The sequence below is a fragment of the Chryseobacterium sp. TQ-BC-N36 genome, assembly GCF_058382295.1.
In genome coordinates this window covers 561005-580708 of sequence record NZ_CM178175.1, presented here as the reverse complement: position 1 = coordinate 580708, position 19704 = coordinate 561005, and the positions used below count along the sequence as shown (strand labels likewise).

Here is a 19704-nt window from a genome sequence, read left to right as displayed (position 1 = left end):
GCGAGGTGCGGAATAGGATTCGGGTATTTTAGATAACGCAAAGTTCGCGAGGTTAATCTATTAGGATGCATTATATTTTTGTTCGCAAAGCCACTTCGTTTAGCTAAGACTACTATTTCTTTGCTGAGTGAAACGCCCTAGCGAACGATATCTATCATCATAAAATCATTGCGAATCTTGGCGTTAGAATTCGAGATTCTCAGTATTTAATTTAATGCAAGGATCACGAGGTTAATTTTATTGGGATACATCATATTTTTGTTCGCAAAGCCACTTCGTTTAGCTAAGACTACTATTTCTTTGCTGAGTGAAACGCCTTTGCGAACGATATCTATCATCATAAAATCATTGCGAACATTAGCGTTAAAAAAAAACACAAGCACTTTACATTTTACAAACTTCCAGCTTAACTAAAAACACCTCCTTCTTTTGCTGAGTGAAACGTCTTTGCGAACGATATTTCATCACAATACATGCTATTGCGAACTTAGCGTTTATAACTAATCATCTTAAAGCCGGGAACATTATGAACAAAAAAATCCCGGAAAGTGAATTCCGGGATTTCAATTTATAGGTTCAGTATTTTATTTCTTCGTTAAAGTTTTAAACTTCCAGTAAGAAACAGCTGATAAAATGATCATGGTTGAGATTCCTATGTATACCCAAGCAGGCACAGGAACAGGATCACCCGCTGCGTAGGAGTGAAGTCCGCTTAAGTAGTAATTTACTCCAAAGTATGTCATTACCATTGAGCAGAATGCAAACATCGTTGCTACATGGAATGCCCATCTGCTTCTTAATCCTGGCACTAATCTCATGTGCAGTACAAATGCATATACCATAATGGAAATGAAAGCCCAGGTTTCTTTCGGGTCCCAGCTCCAGTATCTGCCCCACGATTCATTGGCCCAGATCCCTCCTAAGAAGTTTCCTACTGTTAATGCAAACAAACCTATCGTTAGTGACATTTCAGAAACAATCACCAATTCTTTCAATGTCGTATCGTGGTGGATTTTATACGTCTCTTTATTGGAAATAATATAGAATACAAGGGAAAGCACGGCAATGATCATTGAAAGCGCAAAGAATCCGTAACTGGAGGTAATAATGGCTACGTGAACAATTAACCAGTAAGACTTCAATACAGGAACTAACGGTGTGATCTGTGGGTCAAGAGCAGAACCTCCGTGCGCAAATCCCATCATGATAACCGCTACCATGAATCCCGCTGCCGGGATTAAAGCATTGGCATTTCGATACAGGATCAAACCTGCTGTAATACCTACCCAAGAGATAAAGATAATCGCTTCATACCCGTTACTCCATGGAGCGTGTCCTGAGATATACCATCTTGCCACAAGTCCTAAGAAATGGCACAGATATCCGATTAAACCAATCGCAATGATTACTTTAATTACCTTGTTTAAAACTTTATTTGGCTTGAATAATTCAACAAATCCTAAGATCAGAAGAAGTCCTCCGACAAGCGTATAGAAAATCAATAATTTGAAATTGATATCTGCTTTATTCATAAAAACCTCAAGATCAACTTTAGATTTTGTAGGAACCACTGCTTTCCCCCATTTCTGCTGGTAGTCTGAAAGCTTTGCCAATTCTTTATCTGCTTTGCTCCAATCTCCTGTTTTTTGTGCTGTAAGAGCTTCTGCAAAATAAGGACCCATTACCTGTTGAGACTCCATATCCGGTTCAAATTTCTGATCCAGCCATGAATGCCATGTGTGGTTAGCATCGTTCTTTACAGGAACAATTCTCATAAACTGACCGCTGAAGAACTCATTGAAAATCTGTACTCTTTCGTTTACAGCAATGACTTCTTTATCATAGTTTGTTTGCTCAGCAGGTTTTTTACGGAATGCAGTATTATAATCATGTTCCAGAATATAAGTCAAATTACCGTTAGCATCTGCCGGGAAAAGGTTCATTAAAGAAGTGTAACCATCTTCATCAGCTTTTGTTTTATTTTTCAGCTCATCACCTCCTTTTGGCCCAATTTTAATCATCGGAACCATTGTCCAGCTTGGCGTATCTGTATTAATAGAAAGAAACCATTGGTTAGCAGTCAGAGATTTTCCGTCTGTTCCTTTGAAACTGTCGTGCTTGTAAAGTTTTCTTAAAACCTCTAAAGCCTGTGTGTTTATTGGAATAATTCTTCCTTCGAAGTTCTGAACTAAAAGATATCCGAATTTATCAGCATGTTCTTTACTGATTTTGTTTCTTGCAATAATTTCGTCCGGAGAAATAGATCTCATTTTCCCCATTGGAGTTGCCAGAGAGTTCTGCTTTGGAGCAGCACCATCAAGAGGCTGCGCAGACGGAGACGGAGCATGAGCATGGTTGTCACCTTCTACATGGATATGTTCCCTGCTTCCATCTGTTGTTCCGTGAGTTTCGATTTTCTGAGCATTTAATCCTAAGCTTAAGAACAGTAAAAGTATACCTGCTGCTTTCTTTTTGTTAACATCAGTCAGCATTTTATTTAATTTCCAGAAGTGCGTTCCTTTCCAGAAGAAGATCACAAACATTCCTAAGAATAAAAGTCCGTACCCGATATAAGAAATTAAAGTTCCCCAATAATCGTGGTTCACAGAAAGAACAGTTCCCATTCTGTCCGGGTCAAAGCTCGACTGGAAAAAACGGTATCCTTTGTGGTTAAGAACGTGGTTCATATAGATTTTATAAGGAGTTTCTTTACCTTCATCAATGATTTTCACATGACTTTCATAAGCACTTGGAGACGAACTTCCCGGATACGTTTCCATTACGAAGTCATCCAATTTTAATGCAAAAGGTGTGTTGTATACTTTAGGCCCGAAACCTACCATAATGTTTAAACCGTCCATAGTTACCTGCTTGTAGGCATTTGGGTTTCCTTTTTCAACAGAAAGATCTACCAGCTGCTTTGTTTTTGGACCCTGAAGCTCAACCTGAAGCATATCCGGTACATTGGCATCTTTCTTTCTGTCACCTTCAATAGCCATCAGTCTTCCTTTTTTAAGACCTTCAGGAACGACAAGCTTCAGTTCATTGATGGTATATAAACTTCTTAATGCCAACGGCTGGAATTCATTTTTTACAGTAGTTCCTGTTGCCTGGGTAGCCATGGTCATGTAACTTGCATCTACAGGTGTTTTGATGAACAATTTCCCTCCTTCATTTTTGAATTCTACAGCTCCGTCAATCGCCCTGTTGAAGGTCACCAAAGTTCCGTTGATCGATTTTGTCTCCCCCGGTTTGATGTAAATATTTTGTCTTCCGGTGTTTCCGGTAGAAACCAAATGAAGATACTCTGTACCGTTTGGCTCAGCGACAAGACTGTCTTTTTTTCTTTGAATGTATTCTTTTGCGAACACTTTCACTTCTTTTCCATGGAAGTCATAGGTCGCCTGGAAATCTTTGTGAAGTGGAGACATCAGATAAGGAACATCCTGATAATTAAGAACATCTCCTTTTTCTTCAATCTGAATTTTAAAGAAATTTTTATCCGTTACAATTTCGTTGGAAGTTTCGCCTTCTCTGATGTGCATGGTTCCTTCGAAACTGATGTATCTTGTGATAGCACCCCCGATAAAAATAAAAACAAAGGCAAGGTGGAAAACAAGAACCGGCCATTTATCCTTTTTCCAAAGTCTGTATCTTCCGATATTTCCTATGAAGTTAAGAATAAGCAGGACCATGATCAGTTCGAACCATTTGGCCTCATAAATTAATGCTTTTGCTGTAGGAGTTCCGTAGTCGTTTTCTAAGAACGTTGCATAAGCCATCGCAAATGCGTACACCAGCAACAATACAGCCATTGTCCTGGTTGAGATAAGAATATCTTGGAGCTTCTTCATGATTTATTGTACTTGACATGCAAAAATAAGCATGATAAACCATAAAGAGCTTAAAAAAAGCTGTTTTTTGTCACTTTGGCCCTTGTTTTGCTTATTTTGAAGCATTCTTAATAAGCTTGAAAGCATTAGGAAAAATTCAATTTTTAATTCTAAAAAAATATAGATTCATAAAAACTATTTCAGTGATTGAACTCTTCTATTTGAAAATCAAATAAAATTCCATAAAAAACTGATCTACAGTTGAAATAGAAATATAAAAAATCAATCCACTTACCCAATCAACAATTTCTTTCTGATTTTACTTAAAAACTCGTGGGTGATACCAAGATACGAAGCGACCTGCTGCTGGGTAATTCTCTGTTCTAATCCGGGATACTTTTCAAGAAATTCAAGATAACGCTTATCCGCTGTTTTGCCCGTTAAGGAAAGAATCCTCCTTTGCAGTGCTACCGAAGATTTTTGATTCATAATTCTGAACAGTTTTTCTATCTGTGGCATTGTTTCGTACAGGTGTTCTTTATCTTTTTTAGAAATCATCAACACTTCACTGTCTTCAAGGGCTTCAATGCTCAGAATACTGGGAGCGTTATTGATAAGACTGTCAATATCTGTAATCCACCAGCCTTCAACTGCAAAATATAAGGTTTGCTCAAATCCGCTTTCATTCAGGTAATAGATTTTGAAGCAACCAGTCAAAACAAATCCTTCAAAATTACAATAGTCGCCTTCTTTGAGAACGATTTCTTTCTTTTTAAACTTTCTGTATTCAAAAGGCTTTGTAAACTGGTTGAAATCCTCCTGGGAAAGATTTACATAGTTACTGATATTTTTATAGAGCAGATCAGACATTCTGTAATTTAAGCAAAATAAAGATATCAAAATTATTGACACCTTTATTGAATTAAGTGATGTTAAGTTGTTTTTTATGTAAGCAATAGAACTTCAATTTTTGTTGGGTAAACGCAAAGACGCAAAGTTTTATCATAACATATTGTTTATTTTAAGACGCAAGAAAATCGAAGATTTTCAGCAAGATAACCTGTTTTAAATTTTTATCAGAGACAAACAATTTTTAATATCATTTTGCGACCTTGCGTATCCAAAGAAGCCTACTTGCTTAAAAATTCATTTGTATTCATTACATTGGCATAGAGATTCCCAAGAGCAGATATCCCAGCCAGAAAAGACTTTTGTACATCTGCTGCTTTTACCACTTCTCCATTCAGCTCACGGTTTCTGGTTGCAGTAGCATCTCCGACAATGGTATTAATAAACCCGAAATCAAAGGCAGCTCTTGTTGTTGCCTCCACACAAATATCGGTCATCATTCCTGTCATCACAAGGTTTTTGATTTTCTTTGATTGAAGGAAACTCAAAAGATCAGTCTCTCTGAAACTGTTGGGAAAATGCTTAACAATAATTTTTTCATCTTCCATCGGTAAAACCAAATGATTGATTTTAACTCCATCTGTATCCGGAAGGAAAAAAGCAGCTCCTTCATTGGTAGAGATATGCTGGATATGAATGACAGGAAGATTATTTTCCCTGAAATACTCTAAAACTTTCAGGATATTTTGTGCGGCCTGTTCAGCTTTTTCCAGAGTCATTTTCCCTTCCGGGAAATAATCATTTTGTACATCGATAATTAATAATGCCGTGTTTTCCATTTTTTGTTTTTGTGCGTTCATTGTAATTGAAATTAAGATCAGACCTGAGGTCAGAATAATTTTGAAAGTATTTTTCATATGTGAAATTTTATGAGACAAAATTACTGAGGCATCAACTTCTTACCTTTGAACTAGTTCAAAAAACAATTTGGGTCAATAATAATCTCCAATACTGTTATTTTTTTTTCATCTCTGCTTATTTAAATCGAAAATTTTATTATCTTTTTTTAATAAAAACAAATAATAATCAGTTAATATAATTGAACGGTATCAGATTTGGATAAGCAAAAAATAAGCTTATTTTATTCTGTCATAAAAGAAAATAATTTTAAAGTAAAAATTTTAAATACCCTTTATAAAAGCGGGATTACCAAAATATTTTTTGGATAAAAAAGATTCATTTAGTGTTGAATAAAACATTAAATTTGCGACATTGATATTATGGATAAAAAGACACAAAAAAAACCGACTGAAACGCCTGAGAAAGGCAGAATTTTATCTAAGCCACGTATTTTTTTCGGGCTTACTTTTATACTTTTATCAGCTGTTCTTGCATTTTCATTCATCTCTTATCTGATGAACTGGAAAGCAGATCAAAGCCAGGCAGGAACCATGCTGGACAAGAGTATAAAATCTTCAAATATCTTTGGTAAGGTAGGTGATTGGCTGGGAAATATTTTCATCTTTGAGAGTATTGGTATAGCTTCATTTATCATCGCATTTCTATTGCTTGTCGTAGGAACACTGATTCTTAAGAAAAAGATTTTCAAACCGTGGAAAACCATTGGCCATTCCTTATTTTTTATCTGCTGGCTTCCTATTTTTATGGGAGCCCTTACAAAAGGACAAGGAGTTTTAGGAGGAGTTTATGGTTATCAGATCATGGACTATCTTAACTCTATTATCGGAGCAGTGGGTTTATGGACAGTCCTGGCTGCAAGTATCCTTTTATACTTTATTCTTGAATTTAATCTTCGCCCAAGTTCTATCAAAGCGAAACTGAATAAGATCAATGAAAATACTATTGGGAAAGTGAAATCTATGATTCCTGACTCTGATGAGGACTTCGAAGCAGATGAAGAATTGAAAGAAGAGGAAGAGGAAACAGAAGAAGTACCCTCCAGAGTAACGGTAAGTGATATTACCAACCAACCTTCTGATAATACAATCAAAGAACCAGAACCTGTAAATATTCCGAAAGGATTCCCTGAAGTTCCGGTCTCCAATGATATCGAAACCATCACTACACCCAACCACACTTCTTTTGAATCTGAGCCAAAAGAAGTTTCCCAACCGGTAAGCTTAAATCTTTCGACAAAGCCCATTATTCCGGTTTCGAGTCCGGAGGAAGCATTTGATATCAGACCTGCTGCTCCTTCTTCTGTTGCAGGTTCCTCCACACAGGAAGATATTAAATTTAATGTAGAAATAGCGCCTGTTATTGATGTTCTGGATGATCCTGACAGAAAATCCCAGGAACTGGTAGAAAAACACGGCCTATATGACCATAAACTGGATCTGGCTAATTTCCAGATGCCACCGGTAGAATTATTGAAAGATTATGGCAGTGAAGAAATTTCCATCAATAAGGAAGAACTGGAAGAAAATAAAAACAAGATTGTCGGCCTTCTGAAGAACTTCAATGTTGGAATTGCAGAGATCAAAGCAACCATCGGTCCTACAGTTACGCTGTACGAAATTGTTCCTGAAGCAGGAATCAGGGTAGCAGCCATTAAAAAGCTCCAGGACGATATTGCACTGAATCTTTCCGCATTAGGGATCAGAATTATTGCTCCAATGCCTGGAAAAGGGACAATCGGTATTGAAGTACCAAGAAAAAATCCTACAATGGTTTCTATGCGTTCTGTAATTGCTTCCCAGAAGTTCCAGAATACAGATATGGATCTTCCGGTGGTTTTTGGTAAGACCATTTCCAATGAAATTTTCATGGCTGACCTTTCCAAAATGCCACACTTACTGATGGCGGGAGCAACGGGTCAGGGTAAATCTGTAGGGATTAATGCTATTCTTACTTCCCTTCTTTATAAAAAACACCCAAGTGAACTGAAGTTCGTGATGGTGGACCCTAAAAAAGTAGAACTTTCACTGTATTCAAAAATTGAAAGACACTATCTGGCCAAACTTCCTGATGCGGAAGAAGCAATCATTACAGACACCAACAAAGTAATCAATACACTGAATTCCCTATGTATTGAAATGGATACCCGATATGATCTTCTTAAAAATGCTTTCTGTAAAAACCTGAAAGAATATAATAAGAAATTTGCAGAAAGAAAATTAAACCCTGAAAACGGACACCGTTATTTACCATATATCGTATTGGTAGTGGACGAGTTTGCAGATTTGATTATGACCGCAGGAAAAGAAGTTGAACTACCCATTGCGAGACTTGCACAGCTTGCCAGAGCCGTAGGTATTCACCTTATTGTTGCCACACAAAGACCTTCTGTAAATGTAATTACAGGTATGATCAAGGCCAATTTCCCTGCGAGAGCAGCCTTCAGAGTAATATCAAGTGTGGACTCCAGAACGATTCTTGACTCTCCGGGAGCGGATCAGCTGATTGGTAAAGGTGACATGCTTTATTTCAACGGAAACGAGATCTTAAGACTTCAGTGTGCTTTTGTAGATACTCCGGAAGTAGAAAGACTGGCAGAGTTTATCGGAGAACAAAAAGGATATTCTTCAGCATTATTACTTCCTGAATACGTTTCTGAAGATTCAACAAGTACAGTAGGTGCTTTTGACCCGAACGAAAAAGATGCTTTATTTGAGGAAGCTGCAAGAATAATCGTTTCTACCCAGCAGGGATCTACTTCAATGCTTCAGAGACAATTGAAACTGGGCTATAACAGAGCCGGAAGAATTATGGATCAGCTGGAAGCAAGTGGTATTGTGGGAGGATTCAATGGTGCTAAAGCAAGAGAGGTTTTGATCAGTGATCTTCATTCTTTGGAACAGTTTTTGGAAGATCTGCGTAGTTAAAGGAAAAACACATCGTTTTAACCTTAAGAATTAAAGAAAATCTAACGATTATTAAATTAAGAAAATGAAAAATATTATTTCAAAAGTTATATTGGGAAGTTTTGTTGTAGGTGCAGTAGGTATGGCTAATGCTCAGAAAATTGATGCCAAAGCTAAAAAGATATTGGATGATATTACAGCCAACTATAATTCTAAAAAGAATTCTTACTTCAAATTTTCTTTTGGAAGCGGTCTTAACGGACAGGTGACAAAAACAGAACCTGGTATTTATTATGTTGCCGGGGAAAAGTACAAACTGAAGATCATGGATACAGAGCAGATCTTTGATGGAAACAAAATTTACAATATCAACGCTGATGATATGGAAGTAACTATTGCCAAACCTAACGGAAGCAGCACTATGTTCTCCCCTATCAACTATCTTACCACCTATAGAAATGATTATAATGTAACCTATAACGGTAAAAAAATGGTTAATGGCGTTAATTCTGATTTCATTAAACTGACGCCGGTAAAAGCTAACGGAATAAAGTATGTCTATCTTTTTGTAGATTCTGCGAAAAAACAAATGGTAAAACTGGAGCAGCACGGAAACAACAAGGATGTAGCGGTAATTGCGATCAAAGAATACAAAGAAAACCAGGATCTGGATCCCAATATGTTTGTTTTTGACAAGAATAAGTTTAAAAACTACATGATTACAGAACTTTAAAAAGCTGAAAGCGAATTCGCAAACAGGCAAATTTACTTTTTACGTTAAAAAAATAACAAAATATAAAAAGCCACAAGTAAACTTTGTGGCTTTTTGATTAATTTTGGCGCATGTTAAAAATACTAGACCGATATATCATAAAAACCTTCTTTGGACCGTTTTTCTTTATATTCAGCGTATTGTTTTTCATTTTTATTGTAAACATTATCTGGGTTCAGTTGGGGCAGTTTATGGGAAAAGGATTAAGCTACTGGCAAATCCTCAAACTTCTTTTTTACCTTGGGGTAAACGTTATCAGTATGGTTCTCCCCCTTACGATACTTCTTGCCAGCATCATGTCATTCGGTGAATTTGGAGAGCGCTATGAGCTTGCAGCAATGAAAGCCGCAGGAATTCCTTTGACCAGAGTAATGACTCCTCTTCTAGGAATTTCAACAGCTCTTGCCATTATGCTGTTTTTCTTCTCCAACAATATCATACCGGATTTTCAGAAAAAAGCTAAAAACATGCTTTTCAACATTGCCCAGACAAAGCCGGCCATCAACTTTACTCCCGGACAGTTTATCGACCAGATTCCTGGTTACATGGTGAAATTTGACAAAATATATGGAGAAAACGGAGAAAATATTGAGGGAGTTTTTGTCCATAAAAAAGCCAATGCTTACGAAAATCAGCAGTCTGTAGTTGCGGAAAAAGGGAAATTTGTTCCGGCAGCCAATAAAAATTTCCTGAAGCTTGTACTCTATAACGGATACGTATTTGAAGACGCTTTTGCAGGAAAAGGTGATAATGTAAGACAGAAACAGCCTGACCAGGCTATTAAATTTGACACATTGGTCTCCCATTTTGACATCAGTGAAATCATCAACAAAGCGATTGAAAAAGAACAGATTACAGATGATTACCGTTTCCAGACCTATAACCAGCTGGATGGTACTATTACCAAAACAAAGAAAGACAATAAACAGTTTTTTGACAACATCGGTTCCGAGGTTCTTAACCAGACCAATTCTGTGATCAGTTATATGGACAAGGGCAACAAGCATAAAGTAGCCCCTAAAACCCAGATAAAACTGGACACTGTAAAAGGATTCAAAAAACTGGATATTATTTACAATTCTTACAACAGACTGGACAATCTGAAATCAACACTGGAATCTAAAAAGAATGAATACAGTTCCAATGTCAAGTATTTTAGCAAGGTTGTTATTTATCAGCAGAGGATCGTAGCCTATTCCGTAACGTGTATCATTTTCTTCCTGATTGGAGCCAGTTTAGGTTCCATCATCAGAAAAGGGGGAATGGGACTTCCGGTTATCATCGCGATTGTGATCTTCATTATCTTCTATGTCATGAATGTTGGGGTGGAAAATATGTCGTGGAGCGGGAAAATGAATCCTTATCTTGCAGCATGGCTTCCTAATCTTATCCTCCTTCCCTTCGGAGTATGGATGACGTATAAAGCCCTTACAGATTCGCAACTGTTTGATGCTGAAAAATACAAAGCACTGTTCAAACCTATCACCAAAAGGTTTTCAAAAAGTAAAGAACATCAGAGATATCAATAATTTCGGTATCAGAATAAAAAGTAAAAGCTTCGGAAAATTTCCGGAGCTTTTTTTGTTGATGGAGTAAAGTCTTCAATGCTATATCATTTTAAATATAAAAATTTATATTTGTTGAAATTTAAAACAAAACCATGAAGAAATTACTACTTATTGGCTTATTCAGCCTTGTTTCTCTGAATACTTACGCTCAGGATCAGGAAGAAAACGGAACCTACAATGGTGAAAAATACGGATATATCATCAATAAAGCAGGAAAAAAGATTGAAGGTGTCGTACACTTACACGGAGGCTATTCCAGCCCCTGGCAAAATCAGTTAAAAGTAAAATTTGCAGCCATTGCTGATATTGACAAAGCAAAAAACAAAATTAAATTTAAGACTTATGATACAGATGATATTAAAGAATATATGCTGTATGAAGGCGATACTCCCAGGGTTTTTAAATCGGTTAAATACTCCAATATGAGAGAAGCTTTAAACAGCTCCGAAAGCACAACGGGACTTGCTGCGGGCTTCAAAGCAATCAATAACCTTTCAAGAACAGAGCAGTTTGCAGAAGTAGTAACAGATGGCAAGATCACAGTTTATAAACTTTATGGTTACCCTACCGCACTTTCAGCAAACAGTACACAGGCAATCTCCCAGGCAGAAACAGACCGGTTAAGAGAAAACCCAAATTATATTTTTTCTAAAAAAGGAGGAAAAGTAGAAGAACTGACCCCGGCAAAAGCCAAAATTATCCTGGCCGACTGTCCTTATGTAAAGGCAAAAATAGCAAAAGGAGAATATGGCTCCCTTAAAAAGGAGGAGAAAAAAAGAACAGGGCTTGGAAAATTCATCAGAGATGAAATCAGTAATTCAACAGTAGATAAACTTTCAATTATCAATGAGGTAATCTATGATTATAACGAAAATTGCAAATAAAAAACAAAAGGCTTTCCGATCGGAAAGCCTTTTCTATGTCTTTTAATTTTTTGTACTTTATAACCATCCAGCCTTATGAAGATCCTTTGGTTACAACAGGACCGCTTATTATTCTTTCATGCGGTTGAACTCTTTAAGAGCTATGAGTCTCTATTAAATCATAAAGACCGGAAAGGATCAGTACAGTGTCTGTAAAAAATAAGCGGACTGTCTTTCTACATTTGACAACACAGACATAGCAGGCAGCCTCTTTTGTACCTTAAAACTGATATACAAAAGCATTAATATTCATTCCGGCTCCTACAGATGCAAACAGCACTATATCATTTTTTCTGATTGTATGATGCTCCAGTTCGTCATTCAGGATCATTGTCAATAAAGAAGGAATTGTAGCCACACTACTGTTTCCAAGTTTATGGATGACCATAGGCATTATATTTTCCGGAACCGGTTTTCCATATAACTGATAGAACCTGCTGACAATGGCTTCATCCATTTTTTCATTCGCCTGATGAATAATAATTTTATTTAATTGATCAATGGAATATCCACTGTTATCAAGACATTTTTTCATGGCATCAGGAACATTCACTAAGGCAAACTCATATATTTTTCTGCCGTCCATTTTAATATACCGTGTATCCGGGCATCTTTCATTGTTATAAGATTTTCCGAAATACAGATAGTCTTTTTCATTGAGAGTATAGGAAGCTGATAAATGAGATTTTATTCCTGAGTCATCGTCATGATTTACTTCCAGAACAGCTGCTCCCGCACCATCAGCATAAATCATACTGTCTCTGTCGTGGATATCCACCACACGGGAAAGCGTTTCTGCCCCGATCACCAGGCATCGTTTTGCTATTCCTGATTTAATGAATGCATGAGCCTGTATCACTCCTTCTATCCATCCGGGACATCCAAAAAGAACATCATAGGCAACACAGAAATTGTTTCTGATTCCCAATAAATGTTTTACCCTTGCCGCAAGACTGGGTACCATATCAGACTGCACGGTTCCGAAGCGGACATCCCCAAAATTATGGGCAAATATGATATAATCCAGTGTTTCAGCGTCTATTCCTGCATTCTCTATTGCTGAGCGCGCTGCAATAAGTCCCAAATCCGATGTAACCTGCGTACTGTCAGCATACCTCCTTTCTTCAATACCTGTAATTTTTTTCAGCTTGTCCGTGATGGAAGCGTTATTCTCCTTTAATAAAATTCCTTCTTCATTAAGAAAAATATGTTTATCAAAAAATAAGTTGGTTATGGTTTCCGATGGGATATAATTTCCTACCCCGATTATTTTTGTCATCATTGTAATATCTGTATCCTGTTTTTTAATTAAATGTCAGGAATAATTCATTAAATATAATGAATGAACGTAAATACTTCACAATATCGTATAGAACAATAATGCATTACATTGCAAAAGGCGAAATTTCATAGTAAAAAATCACAAAAAAAGAGGTTTCCCATCGAAAACCTCTTTAAAAATATTTTAAAAAACTGAAAATTATACTTTCATAATTTCAGCCTCTTTTGTCTTAAGATGCTCATCGCAAAGCTTAACGTATTTATCAGTATAAGCCTGGATTTCTTCTTCTACACCTTTTACTACATCCTCAGAAACTCCTTCCAGTTTTTTAAGTTCTTTCAAACCATCCTGTCTTGCGTTTCTTACCGTTACTTTAGTATTCTCAGTTTCCACTTTTGCCTGTTTTGCAAGCTCTTTTCTTCTTTCCTCAGTTAAAGGTGGAACATTAAGGATGATATTTTCTCCGTTGTTAGAAGGTGCAAAACCTAAGTTTGAATTGATGATTGCTTTTTCAATTGCATTGATTGCAGTTCTGTCCCAAGGCTGAATAGAAATGGTCATTGCATCCGGAACAGAAACATTCGCAACCTGGTTGATTGGAGTCATTGCCCCGTAGTATTCTACCATTACATCCTGAACCATTGCCGTAGAAGCACGACCTGCCCTGATTCTTTGAAATGCATGATCCAGGTGCTTTACAGCTGCGTCCATGTCCTGTTTTACAGATTCTAATATAAGATCTAATTCTTCCATTATTATAGTATAGTTTGATAAATTACACATCTATTAATCAGTCTGACTACCAATTATTTAAAAACAATAAAACACTGCAAACATCCATGTTTCTCTATTGTTTAAAACTATTTTTTTGTTATTCAGTGCTGCAAAAATAATGATTGTTTTCGAATAATAGCTATTCCACAGATGGATTTTGTGTGCTTCTCTTTTTCTTTGAAGCAAAAGCAAATCTTTTTATAAATATTCTTTTTTGGTGTGAAAGAGTTCAGGTACAAATACCTATAGGATATTTTGGTTATTTCTACTTAGGGTGATATCATTTTTTATAGCTTCCTTTACCATGTTCTTTTAAGGAATAATTTGGAGGTTATGCATTGAATACCTCCGAGATAAAAGAGAGTCTTAGAAAAGACAGTATTTAATCATTATAAAACTAATTTTAAACCAATCACATCATGAAAAATCCATCTTTAGACGCCTATCAACAGGTTTTTGGTATGGCAGGTCTTGCCAATCGCGCCGGAGGATACAACGGTACAGGTGTTCAATTGCAGCAACAGCTTCAGTACGACTTATCCTATTATTTCAGCAATGTACCACCAGTGGCCGCAATGAAGCAAACAGAACCATCAACTCCCAATCCTTTAATCACTCCGCTGCTGGGAAACTGGAACCTGGTATGGGGTCCTGCCCTTATAGAAGAAACGGATGAAAACGGCCAACCAACAGGAGTTGCTGACAATGCGCTGTATGTAGCCCAATGTGATACAGTCGCTTTCCCCGGAGGCCCTACATTACCTACCTATGTTGTAGCTATTGCAGCAACCAATCCATCCTCACTTTACGACTGGGAAACAGAGGACTTCTCTGTGGCTGAAGTGGTCAACTGGACAACGTATGATCCTTCTGATTTTACACCATCACCTTATAATGGAACTGATCCTTATATTTCAAAAGGAACCGCTACTGGTATAGGTATACTTCTGGGACTCATAAGCCCGGATACTGCCGCTTCGCCTAAAACAACATTACAGCAATTCCTTTCCAGCTTAAATCCTGATCCCGATACAGCCATTATCTTTTGCGGACACAGCCTTGCAGGAGCATTATCGCCTACTCTTGCCCTTTATCTGAAAGAGAATAAAGACCTTGATGCTTTCGGGATAACGCTGGTATATCCTACTGCCGGCCCCACTCCGGGAGAAGCGGCATTTGCCGGCCTTTTCAATAATACCTTCCCTACGCTGCCTAACGGATGGCAGGCCCAAACAGGCGATTATCAAAGCTGGAACACCATGCATTGGAATGATCTGGATGTTGTACCTCATGCGTGGCCAAAAGCAGATCTGGAACTGATTGCTGATCTATACGGACCGTCTCAGAACAAGCTTACCGCTTTTGCGTTAAATGCATTACAGAAAGTAGCCATTGATGAAGCTTCTAAATCCGGAGTAACCTATACAAGAGTACAGAATCAGTCGCTTCCGGGAACGCTTCAAAAAATGGATGGTTCAGTCCCTGTTAATATTCCTCCGCAATCTCTTTATGACTATGTCCGACAGCTGTTCCTTCAGCACGTAACCATGTATTCCGGCAGCCCGGCTTCGGATCATGTCCCTGCTATAAACGGTCTTATTTTACAGCAACCGCTTCCTCAGCAATCTCCACCCCAGCTGGTACCGGGAGTCAGCCAGGTGACAAAAGATGAGATGATCTTAAAAATAATACAGCAGATCATCGGGTGGATTTCTTCTCATTATCTGACAGAGGAAAATCAGTTGATAAATGAGAATGCCAATTAAATGATAGAGAAATTGTTATAGATCTTTCAGATTATTAGGTAATCATTATTATTAACCAGAAAACTGGTCTAAAATAAAACACCTGTCAAAGCTTTTTGCTTTGACAGGTGTTTCTATATTCCTAACGGTAAGTTTGATTATAAATCAACCAATGTACCTACATTTTCTCCATCTACGATTTTTTCTAAATTACCATCTTTATTCATATCAAATACGATGATAGGCAATTTGTTTTCGTGACTCAAAGTAAAAGCAGTCATATCCATTACTTTAAGATTTTTTTCAAAAACTTCATCGAAAGATAATGAATTGTATTTTACTGCGTCTGCATTCTTCTCAGGATCACTGTCGTAGATTCCGTCTACTCTTGTTCCCTTTAAGATCACATCAGCTCCAATTTCGATTGCTCTTAAAGTCGCAGCTGTATCTGTAGTAAAATAAGGATTTCCTGTTCCTGCTCCGAAGATCACTACTCTTCCTTTTTCAAGGTGCCTTACCGCTCTTCTTTTGATGAATGGTTCCGCTACTTTATCCATTTCGATGGCAGACTGAAGTCTTGTTTTGATTCCTGCATCTTCCAGTGCTCCTTGTAAAGCCATTCCATTAATGACAGTCGCCAGCATTCCCATATAATCTCCCTGCACTCTATCCATTCCTTTTGCCGCTCCTGCAACACCACGGAAAATATTTCCTCCTCCAATTACGATGGCCACTTCACATCCTTTGTCAACTACTTTTTTGATCTCAGCAGCATATTCCTGCAGTCTTTCATTATCAATACCGTATTGTCTGTTTCCCATTAAGGCCTCACCGCTCAGTTTCAGAAGGATTCTTTTATATTTCATCTTTTATTTTTAATAACTTTTTATTAGTACTGGTTTCCCAAGAATTTGATTTTGCAAATATAATCATTAAAAATGTTGATAAAAGAAAAATATTTAAATAGAAATAATGTAAGAAATATTTTGAAAAGTACGAAAAAGGATTATTTTTGCATTAATTATAAATTGAATTGAAGAAAATTATCATTTTTTCATTATTTCTATCAGGAATTGTTTCTTATGCGCAAACAGGAACAAATGTTTATCCGTTCTTAAATGTACCTGTATCTGCAAGACAAGCCGCTTTAGGCGGTGATGCAATTTCAGTAAGAGATTATGATGTTTCCTTTGCTATTGCAAACCCTGCCCTGTTAAATAAAGATTCTGACAAACAGCTTTCTGTAAACGCAACGGCTTACCTTGCCGATTCAAAATACGGAACTATTGCTTACGCCAAAGATTTTGAGAATGGCCATATGGCAACTATCAACGCAAGGTATATGAGCTATGGAAGTATTCCGAGAACGGATGAAAGCGGTTTCCAAAACGGAGAATTCAAAGCTTCCGATGTAGCGATTGGTGCAGGATATGCCTATCAGTTTGAAGAAGACTGGACTATTGGTGGAGGCCTTAATTTTATTACCTCAAAAATTGATAATTATACTTCTTCCGCCATCTCAGGAACAGCGGGAATTACCTATCATAATAAAAAGAACAAAGAAGTTGTTTCACTGGTCATGAGAAACTTTGGCTTTCAGCTGAAATCTTTCAATGGAACAAGAGAAAACCTTCCTTTCAGAGTAGATCTGGGATATACCAAAACCATCAAGAACTTCCCTCTTGCCATCACTGTTACGGCACATGACCTTCAGAAGTTTGATATTTCTTCAGAAGAGAATCTGGACGGACAGAAAGTGGGTACCGGAAGAAAGATTGCCGATCATTTTTCTTTGGGTGCAGAATTGTTTCCGGAAAAAAACTTCAATATAAGACTGGGATATAATGTGAAAAGAGGAAATGAGCTTGCAGTTGCAGATCAGAGAAACTTCTCAGGGCTTTCTGCCGGATTTGGAGTTAAAGTTTCCAGATTCCGTATTGATTATGCCCATATAAGATATCACAACTCTTCGAACGTCAATCAGATAGGAATCTCAATGGACCTTTCCAGCCACAGAGGAGAATAATCTTCCTGGAGGAAATTTCTCAATTATTCCGAAAATTTCTTACTTCTTCTTGATTTTTAAGAAAAAATCTTGAAATTTGCAGTATGAAAAAACCTGTAATTGCTATCGATGGGTACTCGTCTACCGGAAAAAGTTCTATCTCTAAAATCATTGCTGATCAACTGGGACTTATTCATATGGATACAGGAGCGCTTTACAGAGGAGTTACCTGGTATGCTTTACAGCATTGCCTGAACGCAAAAGGTGAGATTGACCTGAATATGCTGTTGTCTTCTTTTGACCAGATCAAACTTGAATTTAAAAACAACGGCGGAACGCTTGTTCTCTTCCTTAATAATTCTGATATCTCTAAAGAAATCCGTACCAATATTGTGTCTGATAATGTAAGCCTTGTGGCCAAGCAGAAAGAAGTAAGAGACTTTTTGCTGCAGTCACAGCGTACTTTGGCAGAAAAAGGTGGCGTTATTATGGACGGACGTGACATAGGGACAGTAGTTCTGCCAAATGCGGACTATAAATTTTTTCTTACTGCCAGTATTGATGAAAGAACCAAAAGGCGATTTCTGGAGCTGAAAGGACTGGGCATTGAAGCAGATAAAGAGCAGGTAAAGCAAAATCTTATAGAACGTGACAAAATTGACAGCGAGCGTGAAATAGCTCCATTGAAGCAGGCTGATGACGCTATTGTGATTGATAATTCTGAACTGACCAAGGATGAAACCATCGCCCTTATTTTATCTCACATCAAAAAGATTTAACAATTTTTAATAGGCTTCAGGCCTCCTTTGGTATACAAATTGTAAGTTTTATTACTGTAAAAACTAATCTATTATTAATTATTAAAAAACTTAAAATGTCTAGAAAAGGAAATAATACAGCAGGTATATTGGCAGGACTTCTTGCAGGTGCTGCGGCAGGTGTAATCTTAGGAATGTTATACGCACCGGAAGAAGGTAAAGAAACCAGAAAAAAGATCAAAACAAAAGCGAATGATCTTAAAGATCAGGCAAAAAATAAATACGGAGAGGTTTCAGAAAAGGTAAAAGACCAGTACAGCAATATTTCTTCTACTTTCAAAGAAACTGCAAGTAGCGTAGCACATACTGTGAAAGACGGATATGACAAATACAAGGATCAGATTGTTTCTAAAACTGCAGATTTGGCAAAAGATGTAGAAGCAGAACTGAATGATCTGAAAAAATAAGTAATTTAACTTTTTAAGTAAATTACAGAGAGGAACTTTTGTGCGAAAGTTCCTTTTTTTGTAACTTTAAAAAAAAACAATGATAGAAACTATTAAAGAATACGCCTCCAAAAGAATAGATCTTCTGAAAATTGAAGCGACTGAAAAGTCGTCTCTTTCTGCCGGGCTCATTACTTACTTTGTAGTACTGCTTGTTGCTTTTGCTTTTTTTATTATCCTTTTCAATTTTGGAATTGCTTTTCTTATTGGAAAAGCACTGGATAATTATTCTTACGGATTCTTAATTGTTGCTGGGTTTTATGCTTTGGTAATGGCATTTGTCATTGCATTCAAAGGTAAAATTGTCAATGCTGTTGCAGATCAGGTTATTAAATTTTTAAATCATTAAGCTATGGGCAGAAAATACGAGAGCATAGAAGAATTAAGAAGAAAGAAAAAACTGCTTCAAAGTGAAATAAGCGACCTGGAAAATCTTCTCACCTTCAAAAACACAAAGGAAAGTCTAAGTGCGTTTACCAATGGTTTAAGTGACCAGTATCTTCAGGAAAAAGTAGATGAAGACGGTGATGAAAAAGTAGTTCTTAGAAAAGATGTCATTGCCAAACAGCTTACTTCAGAAGTAAAAGACCTTCTCATCAGCAAAAATACAGCTGTAGGACTTGCCAGTTCTGCTTTCAAAGGAAGCAGCATTACAGACAGCCTTGTTAAGCTGGGAGTAACTGCCATTATAGGAAACTATGCCAAGAAGAATATGAAAAGCTCCAATTGGAAGAAAAAACTGATTGGTGCGGCACTCATCTATCTTGCTCCTATAGCCCTGAAATATGTAAGAAAAAAGATGGAAGTCTATCAAAAAAATAAAAGTGTTTCCAGTATGGAACAACTGATTTAAGGAATTAGGGCT

The 19704-nt window shown here is 37.1% G+C and carries 16 protein-coding genes; 10 read left to right on the top strand and 6 right to left on the bottom strand.

From position 1 onward, the window contains the following. Positions 1-584: 584 nt before the first annotated feature. From AC3FI7_RS02515 to AC3FI7_RS02505, 3 genes are all read right to left on the bottom strand, one after another. Positions 585-3854 (bottom strand): cytochrome c biogenesis protein, encoded by a 3270-nt coding sequence (locus AC3FI7_RS02515; RefSeq protein ID WP_491461309.1) that lies wholly within the window; start codon positions 3852-3854, stop codon positions 585-587. 270 nt (positions 3855-4124) lie between these two features. Further along, complete coding sequence (locus AC3FI7_RS02510; RefSeq protein WP_142722495.1) at positions 4125-4703, bottom strand: Crp/Fnr family transcriptional regulator; 579 nt, start codon at positions 4701-4703, stop codon at positions 4125-4127. A 260-nt stretch (positions 4704-4963) separates the two neighbouring features. Continuing rightward, on the bottom strand, positions 4964-5599 hold the full coding sequence (locus AC3FI7_RS02505) for a cysteine hydrolase family protein (protein WP_491461308.1): 636 nt from the start codon (positions 5597-5599) through the stop codon (positions 4964-4966). A 363-nt stretch (positions 5600-5962) separates the two neighbouring features. Between AC3FI7_RS02505 and AC3FI7_RS02500 the strand changes: the two genes are divergently transcribed. The 4 genes from AC3FI7_RS02500 (at position 5963) to AC3FI7_RS02485 (ending at position 11730) form a co-directional block, all read left to right on the top strand. Further along, positions 5963-8527, top strand: a complete 2565-nt coding sequence (locus AC3FI7_RS02500) for an FtsK/SpoIIIE family DNA translocase (protein WP_142722493.1) — start codon at positions 5963-5965, stop codon at positions 8525-8527. 64 nt (positions 8528-8591) lie between these two features. Then, a complete protein-coding gene (lolA1, locus tag AC3FI7_RS02495) occupies positions 8592-9239 on the top strand; it encodes an outer membrane lipoprotein periplasmic chaperone LolA1 (protein WP_491461307.1) in 648 nt (215 codons plus the stop codon). Positions 9240-9349: 110 nt separating this feature from the next. Next, entirely contained in the window at positions 9350-10807 is a 1458-nt protein-coding gene (locus AC3FI7_RS02490) for an LptF/LptG family permease (protein WP_142722491.1), read from the top strand. A gap of 131 nt (positions 10808-10938) precedes the next feature. Continuing rightward, entirely contained in the window at positions 10939-11730 is a 792-nt protein-coding gene (locus AC3FI7_RS02485; RefSeq protein WP_343658252.1) for a hypothetical protein, read from the top strand. 259 nt (positions 11731-11989) lie between these two features. Here AC3FI7_RS02485 and AC3FI7_RS02480 read toward each other — a convergent pair whose 3' ends face one another. Then, positions 11990-13051, bottom strand: coding sequence for a 3-oxoacyl-ACP synthase III family protein (locus AC3FI7_RS02480; protein ID WP_491461306.1), 1062 nt, complete (start codon positions 13049-13051; stop codon positions 11990-11992). Between the two features lie 198 nt (positions 13052-13249). Continuing rightward, positions 13250-13804: a ribosome recycling factor gene (frr, locus tag AC3FI7_RS02475; protein ID WP_142722488.1), complete on the bottom strand. Its 555-nt coding sequence runs from the start codon at positions 13802-13804 to the stop codon at positions 13250-13252. Positions 13805-14244: 440 nt separating this feature from the next. Here frr and AC3FI7_RS02470 point away from each other — a divergent pair, with 440 nt between their 5' ends. Further along, entirely contained in the window at positions 14245-15591 is a 1347-nt protein-coding gene (locus tag AC3FI7_RS02470) for a lipase family protein (protein ID WP_491461305.1), read from the top strand. Between the two features lie 137 nt (positions 15592-15728). On the opposite strand, the gene pyrH is transcribed toward AC3FI7_RS02470, so the two are convergent. Further along, positions 15729-16436: a UMP kinase gene (pyrH, locus tag AC3FI7_RS02465; RefSeq protein WP_002979821.1), complete on the bottom strand. Its 708-nt coding sequence runs from the start codon at positions 16434-16436 to the stop codon at positions 15729-15731. 167 nt (positions 16437-16603) lie between these two features. On the opposite strand from pyrH, the gene porQ reads away from it, so the two are divergent. From porQ to AC3FI7_RS02440, 5 genes are all read left to right on the top strand, one after another. Further along, positions 16604-17596, top strand: coding sequence for a type IX secretion system protein PorQ (gene porQ / locus AC3FI7_RS02460; RefSeq protein WP_142722486.1), 993 nt, complete (start codon positions 16604-16606; stop codon positions 17594-17596). Between the two features lie 83 nt (positions 17597-17679). After that, a complete protein-coding gene (cmk, locus tag AC3FI7_RS02455) occupies positions 17680-18354 on the top strand; it encodes a (d)CMP kinase (RefSeq protein WP_142722485.1) in 675 nt (224 codons plus the stop codon). A gap of 95 nt (positions 18355-18449) precedes the next feature. Beyond that, positions 18450-18800 carry a YtxH domain-containing protein gene (locus AC3FI7_RS02450; protein WP_002979824.1) on the top strand — a complete coding sequence of 117 codons (351 nt, stop codon included), beginning with the start codon at positions 18450-18452 and terminating at the stop codon, positions 18798-18800. A gap of 79 nt (positions 18801-18879) precedes the next feature. Next, positions 18880-19188, top strand: a complete 309-nt coding sequence (locus AC3FI7_RS02445; protein WP_142722484.1) for a phage holin family protein — start codon at positions 18880-18882, stop codon at positions 19186-19188. A 3-nt stretch (positions 19189-19191) separates the two neighbouring features. Further along, a complete protein-coding gene (locus AC3FI7_RS02440; RefSeq protein ID WP_142722483.1) occupies positions 19192-19692 on the top strand; it encodes a phosphoribosyl-ATP pyrophosphatase in 501 nt (166 codons plus the stop codon). The last annotated feature ends 12 nt before the right edge of the window (positions 19693-19704 follow it).